This is a genomic window from Pedobacter sp. KBW06 (assembly GCF_003852525.1).
Taxonomy (GTDB): Bacteria; Bacteroidota; Bacteroidia; order Sphingobacteriales; family Sphingobacteriaceae; genus Pedobacter.
Window position 1 is genome coordinate 165,343 of sequence record NZ_QAJL01000001.1, and the last position, 18,314, is coordinate 183,656.

Below are 18,314 nucleotides of genomic sequence, written 5' to 3' on the forward strand. Positions count from 1 at the left end.
ATATGGCCTGCGCCGAAGCGCAGGCGATAAGCTTCCTATTTTTTAAATTGTTGAAAATGACGCATCAGCTTCGCAGCGAGTACATGAACATTGGCATTGCCCACCAGGGAATCATGATCTCCGGGAACGGTAATTTCCTTTACATCATCAGAAAAAGCAGTCCAGCCGAGTTCCGCATCAGGATGACTTTCTTCCCATCTCGTCTCTGCGGCCTTTACGACTAACAAGCCGGCATCCACCTTTCCGCTGAGCTGGTATTCCAGAAAACCATTGCTGATCACGAGGTTCAGAATCCGCAGCATGAAAGCCGAATAGGCCCCTTTACTGCCCACATGTTTCATCACCAGTTCAGTAATGACCGGCATAATGCTTTCCCTGTCGGAAAGAGAAAGTGCCTGTTTCATTTCCCAAACCCATTCCGGATAAGGCACCTTAAGGAAACTGCCCAGCTCAAAGACTAACATCGCCAGCTTAAACAGCGTTTCTCCCTGGTTTCCACCTTCATGGAAAGAGCTGTCGGTACTGGTATCCTTATCGAGGATCACCCCGCTTTCCACCACCTCTCCGGCGGCTTCCAGCTGTTTGATCATCTCATACAAGACGATTCCTCCAAGCGAATGCCCGATAAAGCGGTAAGGTCCATGAGGTTGTACTTCTTTAATCCAGCGGATGTTAAGGGCCGCAATTTCCGGGATGTCCTGCGAAGGAATCTCTCCCTCCAATACACCCGGCATCTGCAATCCGTATAAAATGCAGCTCTCCTGCAGGGCAAGTCCAAGGGCACTATAAACCTCAGAAACCCCGGCAGCACCCGGCAGCATGAATACAGGGAACAAAACAGGTCCCTCATTCAATGGGATCAGGTGTTCATGCACAGCCAGTGGCAGCGCATCCATGCGGTCCGCATCCGGATTTTCCAGACGTTCGGTAATCACCGCCGACAAGGCATCAATGGTTGGATAGTTGAATATATCACGAACCTGTACCTTCACGCCAATCTCCTTCCTGATCACAGAAATCAGTCCGATCACCAGCAGGGAAAGTCCTCCCAGTTCAAAGAAATCATCATGGATGCCGATGTTAGGGACTTCCAGCATTTCCTGCCAGATCAGCACCAGCTGCTCTTGCAACGGTGTCCTCGGTGCCACATAGGCGGTAACGAGCATAGCATTGGCATCAGGGTCCGGCAGTCCTTTACGGTCTACCTTACCATTGGAAGTCAGAGGGAACTGGTCCATGGTGATAAAGAAAGAAGGGATCATATATTCCGGCAATACGCCTTTCAGCCAGCTCAGCATTTCCTCCTTCACGTACCCCTCTTTGACACATAAATAGGCAACCAGGCGTTTATTTCCGTTCGGATCGTCTTTCACGATCACTGCAGTTTCTGCCACAGTCTCATATTGCTGCAATACATTTTCTACCTCTCCGAGTTCAATCCGGAAGCCACGCACTTTTACCTGATCATCCATCCGGCCCAGGTATTCCAGATTGCCGTCAGGGAGCCAGCGACCAAAATCGCCGGTCCGGTATAACCGGCCTTCTTCACGGAAAGGATCGGCAACAAACTTTTGGGCAGTCAGGTCAGGGCGGTTTAAATACCCTCTGGAAACCCCGATTCCGGCTACACAAACCTCACCAACCACGCCCAGCGGACAAAGGTCCAGTGAGGAATCCAGCACATAGACCTGCAGGTTCTGAATCGGCTTACCCACCGGAATATTGATCGCTTCCGGAGCGGAATGCATCAAATAATGACAGATATCATCAGAAGCCTCTGTAGGTCCGTAGGCATTTACGACAGGGATCGCTCCGTAAAACGGATGTCCGAACCAGTCTTTTAATACCGATTGGCTCACCGCTTCCCCGGTAACGAGTAAATATTCCAGTTTGCCTGGCTTAACGGCAATATTTCCACGCAATAAAGCGGCGAGGTAAGAAGGCACAAGCTCAAGTATCGTAACCTCGTCCTGTACCAGCGCTTCGAGCAGGGCAACAGGCTCGAGCAAGAGTTCTGCAGGATAGATGACCGTGCGGCCACCGGCAAGCAGGGCAGAAAACATCTGCCATACCGAGATGTCAAAGGTATAGGAAGCAGTGAAAGCCACCGAGCTGGATGGGTTTAAACTGAGGTCGTTCACCTTCGCAAACAGGTGGTTCAGCATCCCGGCATGTTCTACCATAACGCCTTTGGGCTGTCCGGTAGAGCCTGAAGTATAGATGACATAGGCCAGGTTCCCGGGGCCCGCAATTTCAGCGGGGAGCTCGGTGTTGTTGCTCTTGATCATCTCCGTATCGACCATCAGGAAAGGAACGGTGGTCACTTCTCCGAGCTTATGGCTCATTCCGGTACTCGTCACGATCAGTACGGCATTGGTATCTTTAAGGATATAATTGATCCTTTCTGCAGGATAAGCAGTATCCAGGGGTACATATGCAGCTCCTGCTTTCATAATCCCAAGGATGGCGATCATCATTTCAGGAGAACGATCGAGGTATACAGGAACAAGCACATCCGGCCCTGCCCCTTTCTCCCGGAGGGATCCTGCGAGGTGGTCACTCTGCTCGTCCAGCTCCCGGTAGCTCCAGTTCTTGTGTTCAAAAACGATTGCCTGGGCTTCAGGACTGCGCTGCACCTGTTCCCGGAACAAATCAACGAAGGTCTGATCCTGAGGATAAGGAACAACATTATTGTTAAAAGTCAGGAGCAATTGCTCTTTTTCCGGAGCGGTCAGCAGGCTGATGTCTGTCCAGTGCTGTACATTTTCTTCTGCCAGCTGCAGCAATACCTGTTTGAAATGCCCCATCATCATGTCTACAGCAGATGTTTCGAGAATTTCGTCGTTGTAAACAAAGAGCAAATTGATTTCCGCACCGGTGATGACGTTAATGGTCAAAGGATAATTGGTTTGGGGATGAACCACTGCATCGCTCACTTCCAGGGCGGCACCGCTTTGCATGTCTTCTTCGCTAACGGGATAGTTCTGGAAAACAATAGAGGTATCAAAAAGATCGCCCCTTACAGCAGTTAGCCTTTGAATGTCGTTCAGGGTGGTATATTGGTATTCCCTGCTGTCCAGCTGTCCTTGCTGCAGCACTTGTAACCATTCGGCAATGCTGAGGCTCTGATCGAGCTGAATGTATAAAGGAAGGGTATTGATATACATTCCCACTTTTCTTTCAATGCCGGGAAGATCTTCCGGACGACCGGATACGGTTACCCCGAAAATGATGTCTTTCCTTCCGGTATAACGGTATAAAAGGTAAGCCCAAACCCCTTGCATCACCGAATTGACGGTCAGGTGCTGTGCTTTCGCATAGTCGGAAATCAGCGAGGTTAGCCTTGCATCGAGCTGTATGGCCCCTTCTTTCATTCCGATTCCACGGGTCCGGTCGGCGATTGCGGTCACAAAAGGCAACAGACAGCCTTCCTCGGCTTTGCCGAGGTACTGACGCCAGTAGGCGGCAATGGCATGCTTGTCTTGTTTTTCCAGGTAACGGATATAATCTTCGTAACGGTCTACCGCCTGCAGTTCCACCGTTTTACCCGCCGATAAAGCTTCATAATTGGAGATCATCTCTCCCAGAAGTACAGGTACCGACCAGCCATCCAGCAGGATGTGATGGAAACTCCACAACAAGCGATAGCGATCGTCCGTTAGCCTGATCAGACAAACACGCATCAGGGGTGCCTTATTCAGCTCAAAGCCCCGGTGGCGGTCGGCCTGCTCATAAGCGGCAAGTGCCAGCTCTTTTTCTTCGGCAGATTTACTGCGGTAATCAAGTAAGGTAAACGGCAGGGCCGCTTCTTTATACACACATTGTACGGGTATAGAGAATACTTCATGCTCAAATCCTGTCCTTAAAATACTGTGGTTTTTCAGGATCAGTTCCCAGCTCCGGATAAATGCATCGGTCTGCAGGGACAGCAAGTCGCAGGAGAATTGTTCGGTAAAAGCACCTTTTTCATTGTAAAGGTTATGGAACAACATCCCTTCCTGTAAACCTCCGAGGCGGTAAATTCCCTCCAGTTGTGTTCTCCTTGTGCTTCCAGCTACCTCTTCCTCCATAAAACGATCCAACTCCTCCATGCTTACCTGTTCGGCCAGTCCGTAGTCTGAAGGATTGAGGATCAGCTCTTGCTGTGCTTTACAATGTTGGATCAGGGACCTCAGATATTCCAGGTACAGCAGGGATAAACGGTCTATCGTAGAAGCTTCATAATGTTTCTTGCTGTAGGTCCAGTCGAGGATCAGCTCTCCGCCCTGAATCATGGTATTTAAGGCGAGCTTATCGGATACCGGATAATCTTCTCCGACGTTATCTCCGGCCTGCTCCCCGGCCATACCAATCAGCCCTTCCCCGGTTACCATGTTGTCCAGCTGTCCGAGATAGTTGAACAGAATGTTCCATGGCTCTGCTTTCTGCAGATCCTGGTCTTTGTTCAGGTATTTGAGTACACCATAACCAATTCCTTTTTCAGGAACACTTCTCAATTGTTCTTTAACAAGCCTCAATTGAGAACCAGGATCTTTATATGTTCCCAGTTTCAAAGACACGGGGTAAAGGTTTGTGAACCATCCTACCGTGCGGCTGGTATCGATACCGGCCTTGATGTCTTCCCGTCCATGTCCTTCCAGTCCGACTGAAATTCCGGGATGACCAGCCCATCCGGATAGGGTCTGGGTCAAAGCACACAACAGCACATCGTTGATTTCTGTGCGGTAAGCCTGGGGCACTTCCTGTAACAAAGCCTGTGTATCGGCTTTACTGAGGCGGCCAACAATTGTTCCGGTATCCTTTACGGTTAACCTTTTAAAATAAACTTTATCGGTAATTAAAGGAATGTAGTTTTTTACCACCGTGGTCCAATAGGGAACCTGATCCTGTAAAATTCCGCTTTTTCCATATTCCTGAAGGGCCTGATGCCACTGCCGGTAAGAAATACTTTTACTGCCCAGCACGGATAAAGCCGGAGCATCGGGTTCTGCAAGCATCAGGCTCAGGTCTTCCAGCAGGATCCTCCAGGAAACACCGTCCACGGCAAGGTGATGTACCACGAGCAATAAACGGTTTTCGGATTCCGCTCCCGGAGTCAGAAACAACACCGGGCGGAAAATCATACCTTGCTCAATATCCAGGTTGCGCTGGATCTGATCGCCATGCAGCTTCAACTGATCGGCAAGCTCATCTACAGGAATTCCCTGTAAATCCACCACACTTAAGCCAGTGCTAACGGCACCATATTCCTGCTCCCAACCTTCATTGGTTTTTCGGTAAGTAAAGCGCAATGCATCATGATAACTGCTCAATTGCTCAATAACCGACGACAAGGCCTCCTGGCCAATCGTTTTTGAAACGCTTAAAAGCACATGCTGATTGAAATGGGAAACAGCAGGGTTTTCCAGATCAAAATACCATTGCTGGATCGGCAGCAATCCACTTTTACCGCTAAGAAATCCGCTTTCCGATTGAGATTGAACGGCTTTTCTTGCCGCCAGTGCAAGCACAAGCCGGGCAATCGTCTGATGGGCAAAGAGGTCTCTTGGCTGGAATTCATAACCTGCACGTTTTGCCCTGCTCACGACCTGTATGGTAATGATGGAATCTCCGCCGAGTTCAAAGAAGTTATCATGGATCCCCACCTTTTCAATGCGCAGCAAATCTGCCCAGATCCCGGCCAATGCCAGTTCTGCTGCATTTTTTGGCGCTTCATAATGCGCGGTTACCGCTTCATTGGCATCTACCTCCGGCAGCATTTTCCGGTCTACCTTACCATTACTGGTTAAAGGGAATTTTTCTAATGATACCCATAAAGCAGGAACCATGTATTCCGGCAAACGGAGCTTCAGGAATTCCACCAGGGCCTCCCGGTTAAAGTCCCCTTCGGGTACGAGGTAAGCAACGAGTTGTTTATGTCCGCGATGATCCGGACGGGCCAATATTACAGCCTGTTTTACCAGCTCACTTTGTTGTAAGACGTTTTCAATTTCGCCCAGCTCAATACGGTAACCACGGATTTTCACCTGGTCATCGATCCGGCCAAGGTATTCTATATTGCCGTCCGGCAGCCAGCGCGCAAGGTCGCCGCTCCGGTACATTCTGCTATTCGCGTCCTGGTTAAGCGCAAGCGCCTGATCAAAAGGAACATCCTGAAGAAGAGAACTTTCCTGAGGAAGGGTACCGTCATGAAGGATCACGCCATCCCTAAACACAACGCCATCCCTAAAAATAACACCTTTCTGAATGACAACACCTTTCTGGTCAACAGCAGGTTTCTGGTCAACAGCAGTTTCCTGAACAACTCCATCTTCCTGATCAACAGCAACTCTTTCAAAGAAAGGGTTTGGTACAAATTTTTCGGCAGTCAGCTCCGGGCGGTTCAGATAACCCCTTGCCAGTCCGGCACCACTGATGCAAAGTTCTCCGGGAACACCAACCGGACTCAACTGATTGGCGGCATTCAGAATATACACCTGAGTATGGCTTACCGGAATCCCGATTGGAGGCGCCTGTTCGCTGTTTTCTGCAATCAGTTCATAACTGCTCGTCACCACACTGTTTTCCGTTGGCCCGTAATTGTTAACGATTTTATACCCCAATCCTTCCAGTGAAATCGCCGATAAACGGTCTCCGCCGGCAAGCAGGTATTTCAAATTCAAATCCCGTCCCCTGCTTTCCGTTACAAATTCCGGAATCAGCACCGTAGATAAAAAGCTGTGGGTCACCCCTGCCTGCTCATAATAATCCACCAATCCGGCAGGCGACAAACGCAATTCATCATCAATGAGGTGCAGACTTGCCCCGGCTACCAATACCGGCCAGATTTCCCAGCCAAAAGCGTCAAAACCAATTCCTGCGGCAGCAGTACTTACACTTTGCGGGTTCAGTTCATAACGTTCCAGGTGCCAGCTCAACAGGTTAGAAAGCCCGGCATGGGTAATCTCCACACCTTTTGGCAAGCCGGTAGAACCGGAAGTATAAATCACATAAACCAGGTCAGACAAACTGATCGGCTGTTCCGGTGCAGTGACCGGATATTCTTCGGTTAAAGTTTCAAAGTCTGCCACATGAATCAGCTCCACATTTTCAGGAATCTCCAGACCGGAAAGTACCTGATCTGTACTGATCAGCAAATCTGTTCCGCTATCGGAAAGCATGTACAGGATCCGCTCTGCCGGATAAGCCGGATCGATCGGAACATAAGCCCCTCCTGCTTTCAGGATCCCCAGCATACTGATGATCACCGCAGCAGATCTTTCCAGGCAGACGGCAACCAACACCCCCGAACCTACTCCGCTATCGCGCAGGTAATGTGCCAGACGGGAAGATTGTTCGTCCAGCTCCTGATAGCTCAGCTGTAGCTTTCCGGAAACAATAGCCGGGGCCAGGCCCGCCAATGCACTTGCTTTTGCAAAACGGGCAGTCACTGTGGCATCCGGCAATGCCGAAATACTTTTTGCATTAAATTCATGTATCAGTTGCTGCCTTGAAGCAGCGGTAAAAATATCCAGATCGGCAAATTTCGATCCTTCCGAAGCGATCATTTGTTCCAGCACTGCTGAGAAATGACCAGCGATGGATTTCACATCTGCTGCCGACAGCAAGCTGTTGTAATTGAAGTTCATGGCAATCTCTGCCCCGGCAACGATAATGATGCTGAGCGGATAATTGGTATGCTCTTCGGAGGATACATTTTCTACTTTTAACTTCCAGGGCTGTGCATCCAGTGTTTCGCTAACCGGATAGTTTTCAAAGACCATCAGCGTATCAAACAAATCTCCGGTAATGCCCGATAAGCGTTGGACTTCACTGAGGTTGTTGTATTGATAAGCCCTGCTTTCCAGCTGTTCTGACTGGATCTGCTGAAGGCTTTTCGAAATGTCTTCAGACAAACTGACCTTGCCATGGAAGGGCAAGGTATTGATGTACATCCCCACCGCGGATTCCACACCTGGAAGGTTTTCCGGTCGTCCGGAAACCACGATTCCAAAAGAAACATGGGTCCGGCCGGTATAACGGTACAAAAGGTAAGACCAGACACCCTGCATCAGCGTATTCACCGTTACCCTGTTTTGCTGGGCATAACGGGTTAAGCGGGCAGTAAATGTGGCATCAAAATGGACAATTTCATCCCCATATCCGCTATGTACCCTGGTCCGGTCTGAACTGTTGCCGATAAACGGCAGCAATGTTGCCTCTTCCAGTCCTTCCAGATATTGTTTCCAGTAAGCCCTGGCTTCTTCTTTATCCTGTCTTTCTATATAACGGATGTAATGCTCATATCGGTCTTCCGCAAGTTCTGGCAATGCTTTGCCCTCCGACAGCAGCTCATAATTACTCAGCAGCCCTTCCATTAAAGTAGGCATAGACCAGCCGTCCAAAAGCAGGTGATGATGGCTCCACAAGAGGTAAAAGCGATTTTCGTCGAGTTTAACCAAGCCAATCCGCATCAATGGGGCGGCGGTAAAATCAAATCCTTTTTTAAGGTCTTCTTCCTCATAGTAACGGATGTATCTTTTCTGCGCTTCCTGATCCATGTGGCTGCAGTCCAGGATTTCTACCGGAATGTTCACGTTACGGTAAACACATTGTACCGGAATTTTAAATTCATTGTAATAGAAAGCACTGCGCAAAATGCTGTGGCGTTTCAATAAAGCATTCCAGCTTTGCATGAAGATATCGGGATCCAGGCCAACGAGCTCACAGGTAAACTGTTTGCTGTAGGCACCTGCCTGTTCGTCGTATAAACTGTGGAAGAGCATGCCTTTCTGCAAGCCACTTAAGCGCGAGATGCTTTCCAGTTCCGAACGTCGGGATGCACCCTGATATTCTGCATCCAGGAACTGGTCGAGTTCTTCATTGCTGATCTCTTCCCCTAAATGATAATCTGAAGGGGTAAAAACAGGTTCCGTAACAGAAACGCAATGGCTGATCAATTCCCTTAAATGACTCAGGTAATGCTCCGCTAAAGTTGCAATCGCTTCTGCATTGAAATGCCGGCTGCTATAGCTCCAGCTCATCTGCAGTTCCCCGCCCTGGATCAGACTGTTCACAGAAATCAGTTCCCTTACCGGATGTGCCGCGCTCAGCGACTTACCGGATGATTCCTTTGCAGCGGAAATCAAAGTATCCTCCTTTTTGCCTGCAATGTTGTCCATCTGTCCGAGGTAATTGAACTCCACCTCCCAGGGGTCTTTGCCCTGCAGAGCAGGTGCTTTGTCGAGGTATTTCAACACGCCATATCCAAGCCCGTTGTCCGGAACCTGACGCAATTGTTCTTTTAAATTTTTCAGTAAAGAGGAAGTATCCCCATCAGCAGAAAGGTCCAGCACTACCGGGTATAAACTGGTAAACCAGCCTACTGTCCGGCTGATGTCCATCGTTCCGGCAATGTCCTCACGGCCATGGCCCTCCAGCCCGATCACCACATGCGAATCTCCGTTCCATCCCGCAAGGGTCAATGCAAGCGCAGAAAGTAAAAGGTCGTTGATGACGGTATGGTAAGCACGTGGGGCTTCCTGTAACAACTGACGGGTCAGCTCCGCATCCAGGCTCACCTGATGCTCTGCAATGTCTTTTTCTGCCAGTACACCTGTCCATTGGTACAGGGTTTTAAGTTTTCCGGAGGAGGTTGTATTCCCGCCTGCCGAGTATGCGGAGGCCCAGTAAGGCAATTGTGCTTTCACTTTTTTACGGTTGCCATAAGCAACTAATGCCTGATGCCACTGACGGTAAGAAGCGGTTTTGAAAGCCGGAAGCGAAGTTCCGTTTAACAACAATTCCAGGTCTTCCAGCAGGATTCTCCAGGATACGCCATCTACGGCAAGGTGATGAACAACCAGCAATAAACGGTTCTCGGCTTCAACATCCGGCGTCAGGATCAACACCGCCCTGAACACCAAACCTTTTTCCAGATCCAGACTCGCCTGCTGGCGGTCGTTGTGTGCTTCAATTGCATGTCCCAGCTCCGCAGTAGAAAGCGCAGAAAAATCAGTGACCTCCAATGCAGCGGTATAATTGCTATACTGTTGTTCCCAGCCATTTTCCAGCTGCAGGTACCGGAAGCCTAAAGCATCATGACTGGCGACGAGCTGACTGATCCCGGCAGAAAGTTTTTCAAGGCTTACGCTCTTTTTCACTTTCAGCAAGACCGACTGGTTATAATGTGCCAGATCAGGAGCACCGGATTCCAGATAATGTTGCTGGATCGGCAGCAATCCACTCGTTCCTTCCAGTTTCCCCTGTTCTCCCGATGCAGTGCCCAATGTTTCAGTGGATAAACGGGCAGATAAACCTGCGATCGTCTGATGCTGGAACAAATCTCTCGGATGAAGGTTGAAACCTGCACGGCGGGCACGGCTCACCACCTGGATGGTGATGATCGAATCTCCGCCAAGCTCAAAGAAATTATCATAAATACCCACTTCCGGCAGGTGTAACAATTCTTCCCAGATTCCGGCAAGCAGCTGTTCCTGTTCATTGCGCGGTGCCACATAACTCCGGCTTTGTAAAGCGCCCTGTTCCGGCTCAGGTAAGTTCTTGCGGTCGATCTTGCCATTGCCGGTTAAAGGCAGCTGATCCATCGCCACAAACCAACCCGGAACCATGTATTCCGGCAGCTGGCTCTTCAGCCAGTTTACGGTTTGTTCCCGGTCAAAGGTCTTTTCACTTACCACATAAGCCACGAGGCGTTTGTTGCCGCTTTCGTCGGTTTTCACGACTACGGCCGCCTGGATGATGCCCGCTGCCTGTTGAATTACCGTTTCAATCTCTCCAAGCTCAATCCGGAAACCACGGATCTTCACCTGGTCATCAATCCGGCCAAGGTAATCTATGGTACCATCCGAAAGCCAGCGGCCAAGGTCGCCGGTCCGGTACATCCGGTTTTCCGGAGCTTCAAAGGAACAGGACACAAAACGGGAAGCCGTCAGGTCAGGGCGGTTCAGGTAACCCCTCGCCACACCAATCCCGCTCACACAGATCTCTCCCGGAACCCCTACCGGACACAATTGTCCGGAGCTGGAAACCACGTAAATCCGCATGTTCTGCACAGGCTTGCCGACAGGTACATTGATCCTTTCCGGAGCTTCATGCATGATGTGGTGACAAATGTCATCGGAGGCTTCTGTTGGTCCGTAAGCGTTCACCACCGGAATCCGGCCATACGCTTTATGGGCAAACCACTGCGCAAGTAAAGGCTGGCTCACCGCTTCGCCCGTTACGAGCAAATAGCGCAGCTGCTGCAGTGAAGCGGAAATGTTCTCCTGTAAAACAGCCGTCAGGTAAGAAGGAACAAGTTCCAGAATGGTGATCCCATCCTTTTCTACCGCCCCGATCAGTTCTGCAGGTTCCAGCAGTTTCGCAGAAGAATAAATGACGGTTGTACCGCCAACAAGTAAGGCCGAAAACAACTGCCATACGGAAATGTCAAAAGTATAAGATGCAGTAAAGGCAACTACGGTATGTTCATTGAGTTGCAGTTCATTGATCTTGGCATACAGGTGGTTCAACATTCCTGCATGTTCAATCATTACGCCTTTAGGTTTTCCGGTTGAGCCGGAAGTATAAATCACATAAGCGAGATCGCCCGGACCTGCAGGATGTGCAGGAACCCGGCCTCCCCAGGTCTGGATCAGTTCCCAGTCGGCATCGATCAATACGGCATCCAATGTCGCAAAAGCTTCGGTTGAGGCTTTCAGTTCAGCACTGCTGACCACTACTGTAGCCTGGGTATCTTCGAGCATAAAACTGATCCGCTCTGAAGGATAAGCAGGATCAATTGGCACATAGGCCGCACCGGCTTTCATAATCCCTAAAATCGCAACCGCCATTTGTTCCGAACGCTCCAGGCAAACCGGAACAAGGCTGTCTGTACCCACTCCTTTACCGCGCAGATAGCGGGCAAGCTGGTTGGCACGTTCGTCCAGTTCTTTATAGGTATACACCTGATCTTCAAAGACAATGGCTTTTGCATCCGGGCTCAGCAGGACCTGCGTTTCAAACAGGCTGATGGCGGTTTCGGTATGCGGATAAACTACTGTTGTGGCATTGAATTCATCCGCCAACTGCGCCTGCTCCGCTGCTTTCAGCATGTCGATTTCAGCAAGGGTGCCGGTTTCGTACACGAGCAACTGGTGTAATACCTGTTCAAAATGGCCAGAAATCAGGCGGACATAATCGTCCTCCAGCAAAGTGCTGTTGTAACTGAACAGGATGCCAATCTCTTCCGAGGCAGAGACTATCAGACTGAGCGGATAGTTCGTCTGCTCCTGCAGGGAGGCATTTTCCAGCTCCAGGTGATCTGATGAACCATCTACAACCTTACTGGCAGGATAGTTTTCATAGACGATAAGGCTGTCGAAAAGATCGCCTTCCACCTTCGCAAAGCGCTGGGTGATGTTCAATGGGGTATACTGATATTCCCGGCTTTGCAGCTGGTTCATTTGTAATTCCTGTAACCATTGCACAATACCTGCCTCCGGATCGATTACGGTATATAAGGGTAAAGTATTGATGTACATTCCTATGGCACGTTCTACTCCGGGAAGATCTTCCGGGCGACCGGAAACGGTCACCCCAAACACCACATCGGGCCTGCCGGTATAACGGTACAGCAAATAAGCCCAAACCCCTTGAATGAGGGTATTCACGGTAACCCGGTGACGCTGCGCAAAACGGAAGAGCTGCGCGGAAATCCGGGCATCAATGATGAGCGGCAATTCCCGGTAAAGGCCCAGGCCTTTGTTCCGGTTTACAGTGGTGTTCACAAAAGGCAGCAGGCAACCCTCGCTAAGCCCTTTCAGGTAACTGCGCCAGTACAATTCTTCCTCTTCTTTATCGCGTCGTTCCGTATAACGGATATAATCTTCATAATTGTCTTTGGCAATCAGGGCCAGGCTTTCTCCGGCGATCAGCGTTTCATAAGCCATCAGCAATTTCTCCAGCAAGACAGGAATAGACCAGCCATCGAGCAGCATGTGATGGAAGTTCCAAAGCATGCGGTGACGCCGGTCGCTCAGACGGATCAGGGTCAGGTTCATCAGCGGTGCTTTGGTAAAATCAAAGCCTTTGCGCTTGGCTTCCACTTCATAGGCTTTAACGGCTTTTTGCTGATCTGCGGGTTCCATATCGCGGTAATCGAGCATGGTAAGCGGCAGCTCGACTTCCGAATACACACATTGCAGTGGAATAGAGAAGCGGTCGTAATGAAAACTGCTCCGCAGGATGCTGTGGTGTGCCAGAAGGTATTCCCAGCTTTGCAGAAATGCAGCCACATTGAGATCAGTGATCTCTCCCATAAACTGCTCCACATAGGCCCCCGCTTCTTCGTCGTAAATGCTGTGAAACAACATTCCTTCCTGCAGGCCGCTGAGTTTGTAAATCCGCTCTATACCTTCAGAACGGGGAACGCCCAGATGTTCTTCCTGCAGAAAAGCATCGAGCTCATCAATGCTGATGATGCCTGTTAAATTGAAATCTGATGGGCTAAAAGAGCCTTCAGTTCCCGAGCTGCAGTGTGCAATGAGTGCTTCGAGGTGAAAAAGGTAGCGTTCGGATAAACCTTCAATCTCTGCTGTGGCAAAGTGCAAATCCGAATAAGTCCAGGTCAGGCTTAAGCTGCCACCCTGAATCACACTGTTGACCGACAGTTTCTCCCTTACCGGGAATGCTTCATCGGCTGCTGCCCCGGTATTTTCTACTCCGGCATCCAATTCCTCTTCTCCGTTCAGCGCATGGCCTACCTGTCCGAGGTAATTGAAAATCAGGTCCCAGGGTGCTTTCCCTTCCAGTGTACTTTCTTTATTGAGGTATTTCAGCACCCCATATCCCAGTCCTTTGTCGGGCACAGCGCGCAATTGTTCTTTCACTGCTTTCAGCTGAGCGCCAATCGGCTGCCCCGCTTTTACTTCCAGAAGAACGGGATACATGCTCGTAAACCAGCCTATCGTGCGGCTGGTATCGAGGCCTTCCAAAATATCTTCCCTGCCATGTCCTTCCAGACCGATAGAGACTTTTGGATGTTCATTCCAGTCCGCAAATGTCAGCGCCAGCGCACAAAGCAAAACATCGTTAATTTCCGTATGGTAAGCCTTTGGCACTTCCTGCAACAGCTTTTTGGTAGCTGCTGCACTCAGGCTCGCGGTATAATTTTTTGTATCTGCTACGGTCAGCTGATCCGGGCCTGTCTGCGTTGTTTTCAGCGGATGGTATTCCTGCATGCTTTTTTCCCAGTAAGGCAGCTGTGCGAGCAAACGACGGCGTTGTCCATAGGCATTTAAGGCGGTATACCATTGTCTGTAAGAGCTGGTTTTGGCACCGAGTACCATGGCGGCAGGCTGTTCCGGATGTTGCAGCAACAAGCCCAGGTCTTCCAGCAGGATGCGCCAGGAAACCCCATCTACCACAAGGTGATGCCCGGCAAAGAAGAGCCTGTAATGGGCGTCGCTTTCAGGTGTCAGCAACAGCAGTGCGCGGAAAACAATCCCTTGTTCCAGGTCCAGGCTCCGCTGGATGCGGTCGCAGTGTTTTTCTATTTCCGCATTCAGCTGTTCCGGCTGCAAATGCTGTACATCGGCAAGCTCCAGTTCAGTCAGCTCCGTACCATAGTGTTGTTCCCATCCATGGAGTCCGGAGGAGTAAGACAGGCGCAGGGCATCGTGGTAATGGCTCAGTTCGGCGATCGCAGAGCGAAGCAGGGCGATGTCTGTGTTCTTGTCGATGCTCAGCAATACCTGCTGGTTGAAATGCGAAGGATTCGGACCCGCATCTTCAAAAAACCATTGCTGGATGGGCAGCAATCCGGCTGTTCCCGCCAAATGCCCCTGTTCTGCCGTCAGCTCGGCGCTTTTTCTGGCCATGAGCAAGGCAGAGAGTTTTTCTACCGTCTGGTAGATGAACAGGTCTTTGGGCTGCAATTCATAACCGGCACGTTTGGCACGGCTCACCACCTGAATGGTGATGATCGAATCTCCACCCAGTTCAAAAAAGTTATCATAGATGCCTACCTGTGCAATGCCCAGCAAGTCCTGCCAGATGGCCGTCAGGACCTGTTCTGTAGGATTGCGCGGCGGAATATAAGCACTGGAAGAAACCAGCACATCTCCGGGCTCAGGTAAAGCGTTTTTATCGGTTTTTCCATTTTGTGTCAATGGCATTTCTTCCAGGGCCACCCATAATGCAGGGACCATATAGGCCGGAAGTTTATCTTTGAGGTAAGAGATCAGCAGTTCTCTGTCGAACTCATGAACCGGAACGACATAAGCGATCAGGCGTTTATTTCCCTGGGCATCTGCTTTTGCGAGCACCACCACCTGCTTTAATAAACCACTTTGTTCCAGGACATTTTCTATTTCACCAAGCTCAATGCGGTAACCGCGGATTTTCACCTGGTCATCGATCCGGCCGAGAAAGTCAATGGTCCCGTCAGGCAACCAGCGACCAAGATCGCCGGAGCGGTAAAGCCGTTCAGATTTAATAAAAGGATGGGCTACGAAACGTTCTGCCGTCAGCTCCGGACGGTTCAGGTAACCCCGCGACAAGCCCGCGCCACCCAGGTAAATCTCCCCGCTCACCCCGATAGGTACCGGATTTAAACGGGCATCCAAAACATAGGCGGTACGGTGATCCAGCGGTCGGCCGATAGGAATATGTCCGGAATCCGTAATGGGATAAGTTAAAGAGAAAGTCGTGTTTTCTGTAGGCCCGTATCCATTGATCAGCGCAATTTCCGGATAGGTTTTACGCATGCGGTATACGTGTTCATCGGAAAGTTTTTCACCTCCTGCGAGGATTACAGAAAGCCCCTCAAATACGCTGATATCGGTATCGATCAGCTGGTTGAACCAGCTGGAAGTAAACCACATTTTAGTCACCCCATGGCGGCGGATTTCTGCTTTCAGCAAGCTGCTGTCCAGCAGTTTATTTTCCGGGCACAGGATGAGTTGTCCCCCGTTCAGCAGCATACCCCAGTATTCGAAAGTGGTTGCATCAAAGGAAGCAGATCCGGTGGAGAGCAGGACATCATCCTGAGTCAGGGTAACATAACTTACATTTTTTACCAGGCTGACCACATTGCGGTGCAATACAAGTACGCCTTTAGGAATTCCGGTAGAACCGGAAGTATAGATCACATAGGCCAGGTTTTCATCCGTCAGCATGGTCTTCAGCGGACTTTTAGCATGGGCAGAAATTTCTTCCTGCACTTCCTCAAACACGATCAGCTCCACATGGTCAGGCAGGTGTGATAATTTGGATTGGTTTTCCTGATCTGTAATGACCACACTGGCGGCAATGTCGTTTAAAATATAGCTGATCCTTGTTGCCGGATATTCCGGATCGATGGGTACATAGGCCCCTCCTGCTTTCAGGATCCCCAGAATGCCGACCATCATTTCCAGTGAGCGGTTCATGAAAACAGGAACCAGGCTTTCTGTACTTACCCCTTTAATCTGCAGGTAATGTGCCAGCTGGTTGGCCTGTTCATCCAGGCTTTTATAACTGATGGATTGTCCTTCATAAATGACCGCCCGCGCATCAGGCGTTTTTTCTACCTGTGCCGCAAACTGATCCACAATGGTGCTTCCTTCCGGAAGAGAAAGGCCATTGGCAAGAGAAAGACCACCTGCAAGAGACCGGTCATCACCAACAAGGTCATCAGCAAGAAGGCCGTCAGCAACCGCAAGGCCGCTCCGGTTAAAGGTAAACAACAACTGTTCTTCTTCTGCCTTACTCAGGAACTGAAGTTCAGTGATCTTTGTTTCCGGATTGGCAATGATTGCATCCAGCAAGGTTTTAAAATGTCCGATCATGCGGGAGATCGTTTCCTCCCGATAGAGTTCTGTACAATATTCTACCGCAGCAACCAATCCTTTTGACGTTTCCCGCATGGTAAGTGTAAAATCAAATTGAATTTTACTGTGCTCCATAGGTTCAGAAGAAAGCGCTACCCCATTGAATTTCAGGTCTGCATCCTCAGGAATGTTCAATAGTGAAAAGCAAACCTGGAACAAGGGATTGCGACTTAAATCGCGTTCCTTAACCACCGCATCAACGATTTTCTCTAAAGGCAGGTCCTGATGTTCATAAGCATTCAGTGTCGTATCTTTTACCTGTTGCAGCAATCCCAAAAAATCAGGTTGTGCAGAAAGGTCGGTCCTCAAGGCCAGGGTATTCACAAAAAAGCCCACCAGACCTTCCAGTTCCTGTAATGTTCTGCCCGCAGTAGGCGTGCCCACACAAATGTCGTCCTGACCTGTATACCGGTACAGGAGGATTTTAAAGGCCGTCAGCAGCGTCATAAATATCGTGGCATCATGACGGCGGGACAAAGCATGCAGTTCTTCAGATACTGCCTGGTCCAGTTGAAATTCCAGCACCGCGCCTTTGACACTTTGCATCGCCGGACGTGGAAAATCTGCCGGGAGGTACAGATTGGAAACCCCGCCCAGGTTGTTTTTCCAGTAGTCCAGGTGTTGCTGCTGTATCGGTACGGAATAACGCTCCCTTTGCCAGAGCGCATAATCTGCATATTGCAGTTCGAGTACCGGAAGTTCCGGCTTCCTGTTTTCCAGGACTGCATTGTAACATTCAATGAGCTCATTGACAATGATGCCCGCCGACCAGCCGTCGGAAGCAATGTGGTGCATCGTTACCGAGAGCACAAACTCTTCCTCCCCAAGTACAATGAGGTAAGCACGCAGCATATGGTCTTTGGAAAGGTCAAAAGGGGCATCAGTCAGCTCCTTAATTCCCGTCCTCAGGGCCTGCTCGTCTTTTCTGTAAATGAGGTCGTCGATCAGGTTCATCTTCCAGCCATTTTCCGGCAGGATGCGCTGATAAGCCAGTCCTCCCTCCTCTTCAATCACTGTCCGCAGGACCTCATGGCGGTTCACAATCGCTTTCAAAGCAGATTCCAAAGCATTTTTATCCAGTTTCCCACGTAACCTCAGTACCGTTGGAATGTGATAGGCTGTGCTGCCTTCCAGCTGATCCAGGAACCAAAGACGTTCCTGTCCGGAAGACAAAGGGATCCTGCTGACGCTTTCTCTCGGGAAAGCGGTAATCTTATTTTCATCCGAAACAAGGGCGCTGTTCCCATGCTTTTTAAAATAGGTGATGATGTATTCTTTTTTCAGCTTCAGTTCGTCCAGAAGACTGCTGTCTATCTTCTGGTCTTTGTGCATTTTGATCTTTAGCTTGTCTTCATCCAAAGAGATTTTGACACCCTGGTTATTGGCTTTATTTAACAGTTCTACTACGTCAATCAAATTAAAACTAGACATATTTATTTTTTTTATAGGTGAGGTTCTTGT

1 protein-coding gene is annotated in these 18,314 nt (G+C 49.8%); it reads right to left on the minus strand.

Annotated features, from left to right (window positions below):
• Window positions 1–35: 35 nt before the first annotated feature.
• On the minus strand, window positions 36–18,284 hold the full coding sequence (locus tag DBR43_RS00780) for a non-ribosomal peptide synthase/polyketide synthase (RefSeq protein WP_124576986.1): 18,249 nt from the start codon (window positions 18,282–18,284) through the stop codon (window positions 36–38).
• Between the last annotated feature and the right edge of the window lie 30 nt (window positions 18,285–18,314).

Bases quoted from the DNA above. Each gene is read 5' to 3' on its own strand.
- DBR43_RS00780 (WP_124576986.1), bottom strand. From the start codon at position 18,284: ATGTCTAGTTTTAATTTGATTGACGTAGTAGAACTGTTAAATAAAGCC.